General features: G+C 72.0%; 21 protein-coding genes. 8 read left to right on the plus strand and 13 right to left on the minus strand.

Features of this window, described 5'->3' with window-relative positions; translation table 11 throughout:
- Window positions 1-900, plus strand: a 900-nt coding sequence (locus AB0M20_RS05895) for a hypothetical protein (RefSeq protein ID WP_364294415.1), incomplete at its 5' end; no start/stop codon positions are given.
- Window positions 897-1,445 carry a spherulation-specific family 4 protein gene (locus AB0M20_RS05900; protein ID WP_364294418.1) on the plus strand — a complete coding sequence of 183 codons (549 nt, stop codon included), beginning with the start codon at window positions 897-899 and terminating at the stop codon, window positions 1,443-1,445. The genes AB0M20_RS05895 and AB0M20_RS05900, both read left to right, overlap by 4 nt.
- Here the strand turns inward: AB0M20_RS05900 and AB0M20_RS05905 are convergent, their stop codons facing one another.
- From AB0M20_RS05905 to rsmD, 10 genes are all read right to left on the minus strand, one after another.
- Window positions 1,446-2,021 (minus strand): GNAT family N-acetyltransferase, encoded by a 576-nt coding sequence (locus AB0M20_RS05905; RefSeq protein ID WP_364294421.1) that lies wholly within the window; start codon window positions 2,019-2,021, stop codon window positions 1,446-1,448.
- 30 nt (window positions 2,022-2,051) lie between these two features.
- Complete coding sequence (gene mutM / locus AB0M20_RS05910; RefSeq protein ID WP_364294423.1) at window positions 2,052-2,906, minus strand: bifunctional DNA-formamidopyrimidine glycosylase/DNA-(apurinic or apyrimidinic site) lyase; 855 nt, start codon at window positions 2,904-2,906, stop codon at window positions 2,052-2,054.
- Between the two features lie 11 nt (window positions 2,907-2,917).
- Window positions 2,918-4,066: a hypothetical protein gene (locus AB0M20_RS05915; protein WP_364294425.1), complete on the minus strand. Its 1,149-nt coding sequence runs from the start codon at window positions 4,064-4,066 to the stop codon at window positions 2,918-2,920.
- Window positions 4,063-4,824, minus strand: coding sequence for a ribonuclease III (rnc, locus tag AB0M20_RS05920; RefSeq protein ID WP_364294428.1), 762 nt, complete (start codon window positions 4,822-4,824; stop codon window positions 4,063-4,065). Before rnc ends, AB0M20_RS05915 begins: the two co-directional genes overlap by 4 nt.
- Window positions 4,814-5,803 carry a phosphate acyltransferase PlsX gene (locus AB0M20_RS05925; RefSeq protein WP_364294469.1) on the minus strand — a complete coding sequence of 330 codons (990 nt, stop codon included), beginning with the start codon at window positions 5,801-5,803 and terminating at the stop codon, window positions 4,814-4,816. Before AB0M20_RS05925 ends, rnc begins: the two co-directional genes overlap by 11 nt.
- A 37-nt stretch (window positions 5,804-5,840) precedes the next feature.
- Complete coding sequence (rpmF, locus tag AB0M20_RS05930; protein ID WP_364107323.1) at window positions 5,841-6,014, minus strand: 50S ribosomal protein L32; 174 nt, start codon at window positions 6,012-6,014, stop codon at window positions 5,841-5,843.
- Window positions 6,015-6,019: 5 nt separating this feature from the next.
- On the minus strand, window positions 6,020-6,583 hold the full coding sequence (locus tag AB0M20_RS05935; RefSeq protein WP_364294431.1) for a DUF177 domain-containing protein: 564 nt from the start codon (window positions 6,581-6,583) through the stop codon (window positions 6,020-6,022).
- A gap of 115 nt (window positions 6,584-6,698) precedes the next feature.
- Window positions 6,699-7,193 (minus strand): hypothetical protein, encoded by a 495-nt coding sequence (locus AB0M20_RS05940; RefSeq protein ID WP_364294434.1) that lies wholly within the window; start codon window positions 7,191-7,193, stop codon window positions 6,699-6,701.
- Between the two features lie 85 nt (window positions 7,194-7,278).
- Window positions 7,279-7,758, minus strand: coding sequence for a pantetheine-phosphate adenylyltransferase (coaD, locus tag AB0M20_RS05945; protein ID WP_364294437.1), 480 nt, complete (start codon window positions 7,756-7,758; stop codon window positions 7,279-7,281).
- Window positions 7,755-8,330 (minus strand): 16S rRNA (guanine(966)-N(2))-methyltransferase RsmD, encoded by a 576-nt coding sequence (gene rsmD, locus AB0M20_RS05950; RefSeq protein WP_364294440.1) that lies wholly within the window; start codon window positions 8,328-8,330, stop codon window positions 7,755-7,757. Before rsmD ends, coaD begins: the two co-directional genes overlap by 4 nt.
- A gap of 323 nt (window positions 8,331-8,653) precedes the next feature.
- Here rsmD and AB0M20_RS05955 point away from each other — a divergent pair, with 323 nt between their 5' ends.
- Together AB0M20_RS05955 and AB0M20_RS05960 are read left to right on the plus strand one after the other, a co-directional pair.
- A complete protein-coding gene (locus AB0M20_RS05955) occupies window positions 8,654-9,523 on the plus strand; it encodes an LPXTG cell wall anchor domain-containing protein (protein ID WP_364294443.1) in 870 nt (289 codons plus the stop codon).
- 64 nt (window positions 9,524-9,587) lie between these two features.
- Window positions 9,588-9,932: a hypothetical protein gene (locus tag AB0M20_RS05960; protein WP_364294446.1), complete on the plus strand. Its 345-nt coding sequence runs from the start codon at window positions 9,588-9,590 to the stop codon at window positions 9,930-9,932.
- Here the strand turns inward: AB0M20_RS05960 and AB0M20_RS05965 are convergent.
- A complete protein-coding gene (locus tag AB0M20_RS05965; protein WP_364294449.1) occupies window positions 9,887-10,417 on the minus strand; it encodes a hypothetical protein in 531 nt (176 codons plus the stop codon). The two genes, AB0M20_RS05960 and AB0M20_RS05965, sit on opposite strands and share 46 nt — an antisense overlap.
- Window positions 10,418-10,556: 139 nt before the next feature.
- Between AB0M20_RS05965 and AB0M20_RS05970 the strand changes: the two genes are divergently transcribed.
- On the plus strand, window positions 10,557-11,651 hold the full coding sequence (locus tag AB0M20_RS05970; RefSeq protein WP_364294452.1) for a D-alanine--D-alanine ligase family protein: 1,095 nt from the start codon (window positions 10,557-10,559) through the stop codon (window positions 11,649-11,651).
- Here AB0M20_RS05970 and AB0M20_RS05975 read toward each other — a convergent pair.
- Together AB0M20_RS05975 and AB0M20_RS05980 are read right to left on the minus strand one after the other, a co-directional pair.
- Window positions 11,648-12,295, minus strand: coding sequence for a DUF3515 family protein (locus AB0M20_RS05975; RefSeq protein ID WP_364294455.1), 648 nt, complete (start codon window positions 12,293-12,295; stop codon window positions 11,648-11,650). The genes AB0M20_RS05970 and AB0M20_RS05975 overlap by 4 nt on opposite strands.
- A 2-nt stretch (window positions 12,296-12,297) precedes the next feature.
- Entirely contained in the window at window positions 12,298-12,531 is a 234-nt protein-coding gene (locus tag AB0M20_RS05980; protein ID WP_364294458.1) for an Lrp/AsnC ligand binding domain-containing protein, read from the minus strand.
- A gap of 100 nt (window positions 12,532-12,631) precedes the next feature.
- On the opposite strand from AB0M20_RS05980, the gene AB0M20_RS05985 reads away from it, so the two are divergent.
- The 3 genes from AB0M20_RS05985 to AB0M20_RS05995 all read left to right on the plus strand — a co-directional run.
- Window positions 12,632-13,570, plus strand: coding sequence for a thiamine-phosphate kinase (locus AB0M20_RS05985; RefSeq protein WP_364294461.1), 939 nt, complete (start codon window positions 12,632-12,634; stop codon window positions 13,568-13,570).
- An 11-nt stretch (window positions 13,571-13,581) separates the two neighbouring features.
- A complete protein-coding gene (locus AB0M20_RS05990; RefSeq protein WP_364294464.1) occupies window positions 13,582-14,034 on the plus strand; it encodes a GNAT family N-acetyltransferase in 453 nt (150 codons plus the stop codon).
- A gap of 35 nt (window positions 14,035-14,069) precedes the next feature.
- Window positions 14,070-14,543: DAK2 domain-containing protein (locus AB0M20_RS05995; protein WP_364294467.1), on the plus strand; the 474-nt coding region annotated here is incomplete at its 3' end.

The raw sequence follows: 14,543 nt of genomic DNA on the forward strand, positions 1-14,543 counted from the left end.
GGTGGAGTGTGGGGCGCGCTGGTCTGGATCGCGCCGGCGTCGATCCTCGGCGGGCAGCGGATGGCCGCGCTGGCCGTCGGGCTGGGCGGGCTGGCGGCACTGGCCACGGTGACGGCGGCGCTGGTCACCCGCACCGAGGCGGATGTGGTGCGCTGGTCGCTGCCGTGCTGGCTGCTGGGTGCGCTCAGCGTCGCCGGGGCGGTCGGCGACGGCTGGTACGCGCTGCCGGTGGAGACACTGCTGCCGGCCGCGATCGTGGTGGCGGCGGTCCGGGCGTACCGGCCGGTGATCATGCGGCGGGTGCCCGGGCGGCCGCGACTCTCCCGGCGCGACATGTGGCGCGGGCTGGGCCACCTGGTGCTCGGGGCGGCGCAGGCCGGCTGCCTCCTGCTGCTGTGCAAGGCCGGCTCGGGGCTGGCCGCGCTGCCGCTGCTGATCGCGGTGCCGGCGCTGGAGACGCTGGTCGGCTGGCATCTGTTCCAGGTCGCGGCCGGGCTGGATCTGGCCGAGAGCGAGCGGGACTACCGGCAGCACGTCCGCAGCGTCGCCGTGACCACGGTGTCGGCGCTGCTGCCGCCGCTGGCCGCCGGGATCGCGCTGGCCGCGGCCGCGTACCGGCTGCCGTACGGGGTGGCGACCCGCGACGGTGTGCTGGCGCTGGCCGCGGGGACGCTGCTCGGCGGTCTGCTCGCGATCACCTTCCTGGTCGCGGCGCGCGGGCGCACCGTACTCGCCGCATTCCTCGCCGCGGCCGCACCCCTGGCCGTCGTGGCCTGGCCGGCCGCACCCCTCCCGGCGCTCGCGCCGCTGCCCGCCCTCGTCGCCGCGCTCGCGGCGATCCACCTGCTCGGGTTGCTCGTCGTCGCCCACACCGCAGCGCAGATTCGGAGACCGTCGTGAAGACCCTTTTCCCGCCGTACGCCCACCCGTCCCCGGAGCTGGCCCTGGACGCCGACACGTGGATCATCCAGGAGCGGCCCGGCCGGCGTCGCTCGGTGCACCAGGTGCTGGGCCGGGTCGACCTGGACTGGGGCGGCCGATCGCTGGCCGACGTGCTGGCCGATGTGGACGCCTGGCGCGAGGACGGCGTCGAAGGCCTCTTCCTGGACCGGGCGCCGGCCGGTGCGGGCGGCGTCGGGCCCGTGGCGCTGACCCTGCGGCTGGCGGCCCGCCGGGGCCTGCACCGGGTGGTGCTCAACCCGGGCGTGCCGACGCACCCGCTCTACCGCGATCTCAACGTGCGCATCTGCACCTTCGACGGGCCGTGGTCGGCCTATCAGGGCTGGGACGGCGACGGGGTGCGGCCGGGCGACGGCCACATCGTGCACGGGGTGCCGACGGCGCTGCTGACGGCGGCGCGCCGGCTGATGGGCCGGCGGGGGGCGGGCTTCGGGCTGGCCACGGACGCGAGCCCGGCGCTGGTCGACCAGCCGAGCGCCAGCTGATCACGGCGCCGGCGCGGCCGCCGCCCGGGACCGCCACTCGTGGGCCAGGACGGCGAAGACGAGCTGGTCGGCCCACTCGCCCCGGAACAGGTAACTCTCGACGTGGCGGGCCTCCTGACGCATGCCGAGCCGCGTCATCATGCGGGCGGACGCCTCGTTGCGGCCGTGACACCGGGCATAGACCCGGTGCAACCCGAGCTCGTCGAATCCCCAGTCGAGCAGCGCGGTGGCGGCCTCTGTGGCCAGCCCCCGGCCGCCGTGGCCGGGGTGGAACACGTATCCGAGCTCTGCCGTGCGGTCACGCTCGCTCCGCCAGACCAGCTCCACGGTCCCGATGACCCCAGCGTCGGTGGCTGCCGCCAAGGTCAAGCAGTCACCCTCGGCGCGCAGGGCGTCCTCGCCCGCCATGGCGATCACCGACGCCCGGGCCTCTTCGCGGGTGCGCGTCCCGGCGCCGAGCATCCAGCGGACGACGTCGGGCCGGCGTTGCCATGAGTGCACATCGTCGAGATCGTCGAGCGTGACCGGACGCAGCGTGAGGCGCGCCGTGCGGATCGGGTACGTGGGCCGGAACATCACGTGATCGTAAGAGCCGGCGCGGCCGGGTCAGCGCAGGCGGCGACGGGGGCGGGGCTGGCAGCGCGGACACGAGAACGACGAGCGGTTCATGAACTGCTCCCGGCGCATCGGCGTCCCGCACCGGTCGCACGGCTCGCCCTCCCGGCCGTACGCGTGCAGCGACCTGTCGAAGTAGCCGCTCTGGCCGTTGACGTCCACATAGAGCGCGTCGAAGCTCGTGCCGCCGGCCACGATCGCCTCGCCCAGCACGTCGCGCACGTGCGCCAGCAGACGGCGGACCGCCGGCCTGGTCAGCGTGTCGGTCGCCCGGGTGCCGTGCAGCTGCGCGCGCCACAGCGCCTCGTCGGCGTAGATGTTGCCGACCCCCGAGATCAGCGTCTGGTCGAGCAGCGCCCGCTTGATCTCGGTGTGCTTGCCGCGCACCCGGGCCACGAACGCCTCGTCGTCGAAGAGCGGGTCCATCGGGTCGCGGGCGATGTGCGAGATCTCGTCCGGCAGCGTGGCGCCACCCTCCGACACGGACAGTCCGCCGAAGGTGCGCTGGTCGACGAAGCGCAGCTCCCGGCCGCCGTCGGTGAAGGTGAAGCGGGCCCGCAGGTGCGGGCCGTCGTCCTTCTCGGCCGGCTCGATCAGCAGCTGGCCGCTCATGCCGAGGTGGCCGATGATCGCGTCGCCGGAGTCGAGCGGCAGCCACAGGTATTTGCCGCGGCGGGACACGTCGAGAATCGTGCGGCCGGTGAGCATCGCGACGAAGTGGGCGTCGCCGGGCAGGTGCCGGCGGATCGCGCGGGGGTGGCGTACCTCGACCGTCTTGATCGTGCGACCGGCCACCCACTTGGCCAGGCCCTGGCGGACGGTCTCCACCTCGGGGAGTTCGGGCACAGCTAGTCCTTCTAGAGGGTGTAGGGCCAGACGACGACCAGGTAGGCGCCGTACCAGAGGCCGAACAGCGCCCACGCCGTGATCGACAGCACCGCGACCCGGGGGCGGGCGCGGGCCGCGGCCACCACCGCGGGCATCAACGTCAACAGTACGGGCAGCAGCAGCCGCGGCTTCGAGTGGTAGAAGCCGGCCTGGCCGTACACCAGGATCATCGCCAGTACTCCGTATACGGCCAGCGGCGGCCACGGGCGCCCGGCCAGCGCGATCCACGCGGCGGCCACGGCGGCGAGCAGGATCAGCGCCACGCTCATCGGAACCCAGCCGTCGCCCTCGCTGAGCGTGGTGACGAGGAAGGACAGGGTGCTGGCGCCGGCGTCGAAGGCGGTGCCCCAACCGGCCGCCTGGATGCGGAACCAGGCGTCGAGGTCACCCACCCGGAGGGCGACCCATCCCAGGTACGCGGGCACGCCGGCCAGCGCGACGAGGGCGGCGGCGATCGGTTTCCACGTACCCTCCCGATCTTCTTCCCGGTTCTTGACGGCGAGGGCCGCGGCCACGGCGAGCGCGACGGCGGCCGCGGCGCCGGTCGGCCGGGTCAGCGACGCCAGCAGGCCGAGCAGCCCGGCGGCCCACCAGACGCGCCGGTGCGCGGCCGCGAGCATCCCGGCGACGAAGGCCAGGAAGAGCCCTTCGGAGTACGCCATGCTGAGCACCACCGACACCGGCGCGGAGCAGCAGATCGCCACCAGCGCCCAGCCCGCCCGGCGGTCGTAGAGGCTGGTGCCGAGCAGATGCAGGGCGATGGCCGCGCCCAGCGAGGCCGTCCAGGCGACGGCGATCGCGGCGGTGCCCGGGTCGGCGCCGAGTGCGGTCAGTCCCCGGATGAGCATCGGGTAGACCGGGAAGAAGGCCAGCTCGTTGGCCTCGAGGGCGCCGCTCGCGGCGAACGTGTACCCCTGCGGGTAGCCGTCGGTCGCGGCCCGGATGAACCAGCCGCCGTCCCACTCGAGCAGATATTGGCGCAGCGACTGGCCGTCGTCGGAGTAGGCGCTCAACCAGAGCAGCATGACGATCTGCACGGCGCGGGTGAGCACCAGCAGAAGTGCCGCAATGCCCAGACCGCGCCAGGCGCCCGCCCGCTCGAACAGAGAAGGGGTCATCCCAGGTGACCGCCACCGGCAACGGCCGGCGGTGGCGGCTGCGCCTCGGCGCGCTCGGTCAAGGTGCGCCAGGCGGCGGCCGCGGCGCGCTGCTCGGCCTGCTTCTTGCTGCGGCCGTCGGAGCCGCCGTAGCGCTCGCCGGCCACCACCACCCAGGCGGTGAAGGTCTTGGCGTGGTCGGGGCCGGCGTCGTCGATCACGTAGTCCGGCACGCCCAGCCCGAGCGCCGCGGTCAGCTCCTGCAGGCTGGTCTTCCAGTCCAGCGCGGCGCCGCGCCCGGCCGACTCGGCCATCAGCGGGTCGAACAGCCGGTGGATCACCTGGCCGGCGATCTCCAGGCCGTGTTCCAGGTAGATCGCCCCCAGCAGCGCCTCCAGTGTGTCGGCCAGGATGCTCGCCTTGTCCCGGCCGCCGGTGGTCTCCTCGCCCTTGCCCAGCAGGAGGTGCGGGCCGAGACCGCCGGGGCCGAGCCGGCGGGCCACCTCGGCCAGCGCGTGCATGTTCACCACGCTGGCCCGCAGCTTGGCGAGCTGGCCCTCCGGCAGGTCGGGGTGGTTGTGGAACAGCGCAGAGGTGATCACCACGCCGAGCACGGAGTCGCCGAGGAACTCCAGGCGTTCGTTGGTCGGCAGGCCGCCGTTCTCGTACGCGAACGAGCGGTGGGTCAGGGCACGTTCGAGCAGGCCCGGCTCCAGAGGCACCCCGAAGGCGTCCTCCAACGGCTTGGTCGATGGCCGTCGACGCTTGTCACTGCTCATCTATCACCTCTGGTTCGCTCATGAGGGTTGCGATGGCGTGCACCGCACCCCGGCGGTGCAGGTCGGCGGCCAGCGCGATGCCGGCCGCCAGGTCGGTGCCGGCGGCCGCGCCGTGGCAGACGACGACGGTGCCGCCGACGCCGAGCAGCATGGCGGCCCTCGCCTCGGGCTCACCGCTGGGCGAGCCGATCAGCGCGTAGGCGGTCTCCAAGCCCTTGAGCAGCACGTTCCCGGTGAATCCGTCGGTCACGACGACGTCGGCCCGGCGCCCGGTGACGACGTCGTTGCCCTCGACCAGGCCGACGTACTTGATGCCGGATCGCTCGAGCAGGGCGGGCATCGCCCGCCGCAGTCGGTCGCCCTTGCCCTCCTCGGTGCCGATGGTGAGCAGGCCGACGCGGGGTTCTCCGACGGCGTGGACCACGGTCGCGTACGCGGCCCCGAGCCGGGCGATCACGGTCAACGCCTGCTCGTCGGGGTCGACGGTGGCACCGACGTCGATGAGCACGACCCGCCCGGTGGCGGTGGGCAGCACGGCGGCCAGCGCGGGACGCCGGACGGCGGGCCAGCGCCCCAATCCGAGCGCGGCGGCGGTCACGGTCGCGCCGGTGTTCCCGGCGGAGACGACGGCGTCCGCCTCGCCCTGGGCCACGGCCAGCACGGCGGCGCGGACACCGGACTCGGCCCAGTTCTTCGGGACCCGCATCGGGCGGAAGGAACCCTGGCTGCCGAGGGCGCTCACCCGGGCCCGATCGGCCGGGTCCAGGGCAGCGAAGACCTCGCCGGCCGCCTCCATGGGGCCGACGAGAATGAGCTGCACGGCCGAGTCGGCCCGGATGGCGCGCAGAGCGCCGTCAACCACGACGGCGGGAGCATGGTCCCCGCCGAGGAGGTCGACGGCGATCCGCGCGGTGCCCGGCTCCGGGACAGTCGCCTGTCCGGTGGCCGGCGCACCGGCATGACGCCGCTGCCCTGGCACGACCCGCCCGGTGATCGGGCGCGTCAATTCAGGCGACTCAGACCTCGAGGACCTGACGGCCGTTGTAGGTGCCACAGACCGAGCAGGCGGTGTGCGGCAGCTTCGGCGACTTGCACTGCGGGCACGCCTGGGTGACGACCGCGGTCGCTTTCCAGTTGGCCCGGCGCGAGCGGGTGTTGCTGCGCGACATCTTGCGCTTCGGGACGGCCACGGTACCTACTCCTCGTTGTTCGACATGTTGCGCAAAGCGGCCCACCTCGGGTCGACGGCCTCGTGGCTGTGGTCAGCCGGAAGGTCCGCCAGACGCGCCCCGCACTCGGGGCACAACCCTGGGCAGTCCGGCCGGCACACCGGGTTCGCCGGCAGTGTGAGCACCACCGCGTCCCGGATCACCGGCTCCAGGTCAAGCAGGTCGCCCTGCATCCGGCCCACCTCGTCCTCGTCGGTGGTCTCCTCGGTGGTGCTGTCCGCGTAGGCGAACAGCTCCGCGAGGTGAACCTCGAAGGGCTCGGTGATCTCGTCGAGGCAGCGGCCGCACTCGCCGGACAGCGAGCCGCGGACCGTGCCGCTGACGTAGACGCCCTCGGACACCGACGTGAGCGTCAGATCGAGCTCGAGGTCGGAACCCTCCGGCACCGTGATCAGCTCGAGGCCGAGGTCCGCCGGTGCCGGCGCCACCCGAACGAGCGCACGCGTCGCCCCAGGCTGGCGCGGGAGCTTCGTCGTGTCGACGACCAGCGGCTGCCTGGGATCGAGGTGACTCTTGGATGACTTGTGCATGGTGAACTCTCAGCCTCGGGCAAGGCCGACAGGAAAGGTTACCTGAGCTGGCGGCGGAGCGTCGAATCGGGTCTGCGTCGAATCGGGTCTGCGGCGGATCCGATCTGTGGGGTGGTCAGAACGGCAAGGGGCGCTCGTCCTCGCCCTGGAAGGTGCCGATCTCGCGCAGCGCGTGCATCTTGTCGCGACCGCGCTCTATCGAGGCCAGCGCCCTGGTGAGGAACTGCTCGAAGTTGGCCAGCGCGGTGTCGACGTAGTCGTCGACCTCCTCGCGCAGCCGCTGCGCCTCGGCCCGGGCCTCGCTGATGATCCGGGCGCCCTCGTGCTCGGCCGAGACGGTGATCTCGTTCACCGACACCAGGCGGGCGTGCTCGGTCTCACCCTCGCTGATGATCCGGTCGGCCTCGCGCTTGCCGGCGTCGATGATCTTGTCGCGCTCCTCCAGCAGGGCGGCCGCGCGGCGCAGGTCTCCGGGCAGCTCGGCGCGCAGCTCGTCGAGGATGGCCACCATCTCGCCACGGTCGAACATGAAGTTCGTCCGGGACATCGGCACGGAGCGTGCCGCCTCCACCATGGCGATGATCTCGTCGATGCGGTCGAGCGGATCCACCGGCGTCTCACTCCTGTCATACGTGCCCCACGGAGCGTGGTCCGATCACGTTACTGCGTAACAGGGGGCTCGGCGCGCCAGGGCCCTACTTCTCGCGCAGGCGTGTCACCAGGCGCTCGCCCACCAGGTCGGGCACGTAGGTGGCGATGTCGCCACCCCACTTGGCGACCTCTTTGACCAGGCTGGAGGACAGGAACGAGTGCTGCGGGTTGGTCGGCATGAACAGTGTCTCCACGCCGGACAACCCGATGTTCATCTGCGCCATCTGCAACTCGTAGTCGAAGTCGCTGACCGCCCGCAGACCCTTGACCACCACCGCGGCCTCCTGCGTGCGGCAGAAGTCGACCAGCAGCCCGCGGAACGACTCGACGCGGACGTTGCCGTACGGCGCGGTCACCTCGCGGAGCATCTCGATCCGCTCGTCGATGGTGAACAGACCGGTCTTGTGCTGGTTGATCAGCACCCCGATGATCACCTCGTCGAAGAGCCGGCTGGAGCGGCCGACGATGTCGAGGTGGCCGTTCGTGACCGGGTCGAAGGAGCCGGGGCAGACCGCTCGTCTCATGATCGGCGACCGTACCAAAGGGTGGTCTCTCCGTAGCGGCGACTGCGCTCCGCTGTGACGCCGTCCACCCAGCTCAGCGTCCCTCCCTTGGGCACCGACCGGGTGGACCGCTCGATCGCCAGCACGGCGTCCGGCGCCAGCCACCCGTTGTCCACCAGGCCGCGCTGCATCTCGGCCAGCTCGGCGTCGTCCAGCGCGTACGGCGGATCGGCGAAGACCACGTCGAAGGGGCCACCCTCCGGAGGCCCGGCGACCACCGAGCCGACCCGGCCGGTCACCAGCCGGGCCGCGGCGCCGGCCCGCAGCGTCGCGATGTTGTCGCGGATGATCCGGGACGCCTTGGCATCCGACTCGACAAGAAGGACGAAGGTTGCTCCGCGTGACAATGCCTCCAGGCCCACCGCGCCGGAACCGGCATAGAAGTCTGCGAATCGGGCACCGTCGAGGTCGACCAAAGTGGAGAGTGAGCTGAACAGCGCCTCGCGCACCCGATCCGCGGTCGGACGGGTCTGTGAACCGGGCGGGGCGGCGAGTCTCCGGCCACCGTGCGAACCGGCAATGATCCTGGTCATGGGGCGTCCCGTAGCACGCCATGACGCTACTTCACCACCCCCGACCGGCCATCGGGAGGGTGAATTCCACCGATGCCGAAATACACCGAGGGAATTGATGGAACGCCTCTCGGTATAACGAACATCTCGGATGTGCAACGGCTCCCTTAAGCCGTGCACAGCGGTTTCCCAAATTCAGCTCAGTAAGTATGGTCACTGGCTGTTGCAGGCGACTTCGGTCTCCTGCTGACGACGTGGGGAGGCGTCGTCGCATCGGCCACACCGTTTGCGCGACTGTTGTTCTCCTTACGCCGTACCCCCTGGTCCCCATCTCAGGAGTACGCGTGAACCTGCTCAAGTCTCCGCTGCGCCGCACCACGGCAGTCCTCGCCGGTGCGTTCATCGGCCTGTCCGGAGCTGTGGCTCTCGCCGCGCCCGCCAGTGCCCACGCGCCCGTCGTCTCGGGCTCGACCGACTGTGTGAACTCCGACGGCGACTGGACCATCGACTGGTCCGTCGGCAACGACCACGAGAAGAAGGCGTGGGTCAAGAAGATCGTCCTGGAGCCGAAGGGCACCGAGGTCACCGGCCCGCTGGCCGAGGACGGCACGGAGATCCCGCCGTTCTCGACCGACGCGGAGGACCGCATCCACGGCTCCACCACCATCGACGACGACTCCGTCGAGTCCGTGACCATCAAGGTCTGGCTCAAGTGGGAGGACGGCTACAAGACCGAGTGGAAGAAGCCGGGCACCGCGACCGTCGAGAAGCCGGAGGCGTGCGGCGACGAGACCCCGCCGCCGGCCGAGACGCCGGCCGCGCCGAAGCCGATCGCCGAGGCCGACTGCGACTCCCTCACCCTCGGGCTGGACAACCCGGAGGACGGCGAGGACATCACGCTGACCTTCAAGACCAGCAAGGGTGAGAAGCGCGAGCTCGAGGTCAAGGCCGGCGAGAAGAAGACCACGAAGTTCAGCGCCTCCGAGGGCTTCTCCGTGGAGGTCGGCGCCAAGGGCGTCGAGGAGACCACCAAGGTCGAGTACGAGCAGCCCGCGGGTTGCGAGGCCGGCGGCGGTGGCGGCGAGGAGGGTCCGTCCCTGCCGGTGACCGGTGCCGCCGCGGGCAGCATCGCCGGTGGCGCGGCCGCCCTGCTGATCGCCGGTGGCGTCATGTTCCTCGTGGCCCGGCGCCGCAAGGTCCGCTTCACCGCCTGATCTTCAGCACGAGCAGGGCGCGCCGACCGCGGGGTCGGCGCGCCCTTGCGTCTACGGTGATCCGGTGCAGTGGAGCAGTTTCAGCAATGCCGAGACGGCGGCCCTGGCCCGCGGTACGAGCGGATGCCCGTCGTGCCGCGCCGACGCGCTGCGGCGGTATCTGACCACACCGGAGCAGGCGCGGCGGCCCACGCTCGTCACGTACGTGTGGTGTGCGGCCTGCCGGAAGTTCGTCGGCACCCGCACCGCCCACCCCGACGGCCTGATCTTCGCCGACCCACTGGCCACGCAGCCGCCGTGGAGCGGGAGCCTGACCGGCTTCCTGGAGCATCTCGACCGGCTCTGGGACGACGGTGTACTGCCTCAGACCTTCGCGGGACAGCCGCCGTGGGCGGCGGCGAACTCGTAGAGCCAGTCGCGCTGGGCCTCGTTGCCCGGCACCGGAAGCCCTCTCGCATCCGACACCATCAGCAGCGCCTCCTCCGGCCCGACGCCGAGCATGACCAGGGTCACGGCGGCGAGCAGAGTGGACCGTCCGATCCCCGCGAAGCATTGCGTGACCACGAAACGACCGGCCCGCACCTGGGCGGCCAGCCGGATGCCCAGCCAGAGAGCCGCCTCGCCGGGCACGCCGCGGTCGGCGATCGGGAAGCTGTAGTAGGTGATGCCGGCCTCGCGGGCAGCGAGCGCCACCTCGGCCAGGCCCAGCCGATGCCCCTCCGGGTCGGTCAGCGCGGAGACGAAGACGTCCACACCGGCCCGTGCCAGGCCGGCCATCTCGGCGGCGAGCAGGTGACCGCCGCGGGGGTGCGCCATGGTCGCCAAGCGACCCGGCCCCCGCCAGTCGATCACGTGCAGTGCCGGTGCCATGTACTCCGTGTCCTCATCGGCCATGCGTTGAGCTGTTCTTCCGGCCTGCGCCCCTCCGCTCTTGCTAACGCAGAGTAGGGTCACCCCCGGCATGCCAGCAGGCAGCCTAGCGAGCCTCGGAAAAACGCGCAGTGCCCGACCTGAAGACGAGAGGCCAAACCTGTTGACGACCGCAGACAAGATCCGGGTCGCCGTCGTGTTCGGCGGCCGGAGCACCGAGCACGCCATCTCCTGCGTCAGCGCGGGCGCCATCCTGGGCGCGCTGGATCCGGACGTGTACGAGGTGGTGCCCGTCGGCATCACCCGCGACGGCGCCTGGGTGCTGTCCAGCGCCGACCCGGAGACGCTGGCGATCACCGACCGGCGGCTGCCGGAGATCACCGCGTCGTCCGGTGAAGCGCTGGTCCTGCCGCCCGACCCCACCTCCGCCGGGCTGATGGTGCTCGACCCGGGTGACGGGGCGCGCTCGCTGGCCGGCGTCGACGTGGTCTTCCCGGCGCTGCACGGCGCGTACGGGGAGGACGGCACGATCCAGGGAATGCTGGAGATGGCCGGGATCCCGTATGTGGGCGCGAACGTCTTCGCCTCGGCGGCGGCCATGGACAAGGAGTTCACCAAGAAGCTGGCCGCGGCCGAGGGCATCCCGACCGGGCCGTACGCGGTGCTGCGGGCCGGCGTCTCGCTGAGCGAGGCGGACAAGGAGCGGCTCGGGCTGCCCGTGTTCGTCAAGCCGGCGCGGGCCGGTTCGTCGTACGGGATCAACAAGGTCGACGACTGGTCCGAGCTGGACGACGCCGTCGCCGAGGCCCGCAGGATCGACCCGAAGGTGCTGGTCGAGGCCGCGATCGTCGGCCGCGAGATCGAGTGTGGCGTGCTCGAGAGCGAGGCCGGCGGCGCTCCCGACGCGTCGGTGCTTGCCGAGATCCACGTCGGCGCCCACGAGTTCTACGACTTCGAGGCCAAGTATCTGGAGGGCTCGAGCTACGACCTGCCGGCCAAGCTCTCCGACGCGGTCACCGCCCAGGTCCAGGAGTACGCGCGCCGCACCTTCACCGCGCTGGACTGCGCCGGCCTGGCCCGCGTCGACTTCTTCGTGACCGCGGACGACGAGATCTACCTCAACGAGATCAACACGATGCCCGGCTTCACGCCGACGTCGATGTTCCCGCTGATGTGGGCGGCCACCGGCCTGGAGTACCCCAAGGTCGTCGACCGCCTGATCCGCACCGCCCTGCGCCGCGGCTCAGGCCTGCACTAGGCCCTACATCCCGTCGGCACCCCGGCGGTGCGGGACTTCACCGTCTCGACCACGGCGTCGGAGAACTCGTTCGCCCACTGCGCCGGGTTCTCGAAGCCGGGCGGGACGACCACCTGGACGGCCACCTCGCGGTCCATCGTGACGAACACCGCGCCCGACGGGGTCTGCTTGCCGTACCAGCAGACCCTGTTCATGATCAGCAGGTCGGCGTCCAGCGGCACGCAACCCGGCCCACCGGCGACGGTCGGGCACATCTTCGGCAGGGCGACCCCGCAGGCGACGGTCAGCGGCGGTTCGCCGTACGCCGCGTTCTGCTCCGGCCCTGCGCTCACCTTGCGGGCCGGAAGGCCGCGCACCGCCGTCGGCAGCTGGCTGGTCACCGCGAGGCAGACCTGCGCGTCGTGCGCGGAGAGCTCGGGCGCGGCCATCCGGACCGCCGTCGAGGGCACGACCGCGGGCGTGGTGGCGGCCGGCGCGGGCTCGGCGGCCGTCTGCGGCCGGGCGGTCAGGAAGAAGACCACCCCAACGAGTACGGCGACCGGCACGGCGATCAGCGTCGCCCACAGCGCGGCGCCGCGCCGGGCGCTGTCCGGCCGTGCGGACGGCTCCGGCTGCTCCGACCGGCGAGTCTTCACGTCGACCATGGTCAGAGGTTTACCACGGAGCAGGTGAGCGTCCGCGTGATGCCCGGCACGTACTGGACCTTGCTCACGATCAGCCGGCCCAGCTCGTCCACCGTGTGCGCCTCGGTCAGCACCACCACGTCGTAGGGGCCGGTGACCGCGTCCACCCGGACCACTCCGGCGATTTTGTGGATCGCGGCGGCCACGTCACGAGCCTTTCCGACCTCCGTCTGGATGAGGATGTATGCCTGGACCACGACTGACTCCTATCCGACGGCGGGGGATCAACCCGAACGTGAAACTACCGCACGGATCGGCTCGGCAGCGGCCAGCCACCACAGAGGGAGGATTTCTCACGTGAGCATCGCCGAGTCAGGCGAGTTCGGGCTGATCGGACGGATTGTCGCACGGCTGGGCGACGCCTCGTCGGCCCTGCTCGGGCCCGGCGACGACGCCGCCGTGGTGGCCGCGCCGGACGGGCGGGTGGTGGCGAGCACCGACGTGCTGGTCGAGGGCCGGCACTTCCGCCGCGACTGGTGCAGCGCCGCGGACGTGGGCCACCGTGCCGCCGGGGCCAACCTGGCCGACATCGCCGCGATGGGCGCCGCCCCGACCGCGTTGCTCGTGGCCCTCTCCGCCCCGACCGACCTCGAGGTGTCCTGGGCCGAGGACCTGGCCGGCGGGCTGGCCGAGGAGGCCGCGCTGGTCGGCGCGAGCGTGGTCGGTGGCGACGTCTCCGCCGGGCCGACGCTGACCATCGCGGTGACCGCGCTGGGCGATCTGCGCGGCCGGGCGCCGGTGGTGCGGACCGGGGCGCAGCCGGGCGATGTGCTCGCGCTGGCCGGGCGCACCGGCTGGGCGGCGGCCGGGTACGCGATCCTGTCCCGGGGCTTCCGCACGCCGAAGGTCTTCGTCGAGGCGTACCGGCGGCCGCTGGTGCCGTACGAGGCCGGTACGGCGGCGGCCGCGGCGGGCGCCACCGCGATGATCGACGTCTCGGACGGGCTGCTGCAGGACGTCGGGCACATCGCCGAGGACAGCGTGGTCGGGATCGACATCCGCAAAGACACCTTCGAGATCCACGCCCAGATGCGCGACGCGGCCGGGGCGCTCGGCGTGGACCCGTACCTGTGGATGCTGGCCGGAGGCGACGACCACGCGCTCGCCGCGACCTTCCCACCGGACACGGCGCTCCCGCCCGGCTTCACGGTGATCGGCAGTGTGCACGAGGGCACCGGTGTGACGGTCGACCGAATGGCCTGGCAGGGGGGCACCGGCTGGGACCACTTCCGATAGCTTTGCTTCTCGTGGTGGTCATCAGGGAGGTCCCGTTCGGTGGGCCCGAGGCGCAGAAGCTGGTCGCGGAGTTGATGGATGACCTGTCGGTCCGCTACGGCGGCACCGGCGACGACACCCCGGTCGCGCTGTCCGACTTCGATCCGCCGGACGGGCGATTCTTCGTGGCCGCGGAGGGCGAGGTGCTCCTCGGCTGCGTGGGGTGGCGGCAGCACGGCACGGACGCCGAGCTCAAACGCATGTTCACCACACCGGCGGCGCGCGGGCGGGGGGTGGCGCGGCTGCTGCTGGCGGCGGTCGAGTCGTCGGCCCGCGAGGCCGGGCTGAGCCGGGTGATCCTGGAGACCGGCGACCGGCAGCCCGAGGCGATCGGCCTCTACGTCTCGGCCGGATACGAGCGCATTCCCGACTTCGGCTACTACAAGGGCGAGGAGGGCGTGCTCTCGTTCGCCCGTTCGCTGTAGCCGGTTTGTCAGACGGGCTTAGTAAGGTTCGGGGCGTGCTGGAAACGCTGGACGACGCCGCTGTGCACCGCTGGTGCGGTGGCAGCCTGGCCGCGTTGCGGGCCCACCAGCACGAGATCGATGAGCTGAACGTCTATCCGGTGCCCGACGGCGACACCGGCACCAACCTCGTGCTCACCCTCACCTCGGCGGCTGAGGCGCTGTCCGCCGCCGGCTCGCCCGACGAGCAGCAGCCGGCGATGCGCCGGATGGCCCGGGGCGCGTTGCTCGGCGCGCGGGGCAACTCCGGCGTGATCATCTCGCAGATCCTGCGCGGCATGGCCGACACCTTCGCCACGACGGTCGCGGTGCGCGGCGGCGAGTTGGCGCGGGCGTTGCGGGTGGCGAGTGAGGCGGCGTATGCCGCGGTGGCCCGCCCGGTCGAGGGCACGGTGCTGTCCGTCGTCGCGGCGGCGGCCGAGGCGGCCGGCCGGGTCAGGTCCGACGACGTGGCCGCCGTGGCCCGGGCC

It is taken from the genome of Actinoplanes sp. NPDC051633 (assembly GCF_040681735.1).
Lineage (GTDB): Bacteria > Actinomycetota > Actinomycetes > Mycobacteriales > Micromonosporaceae > Actinoplanes.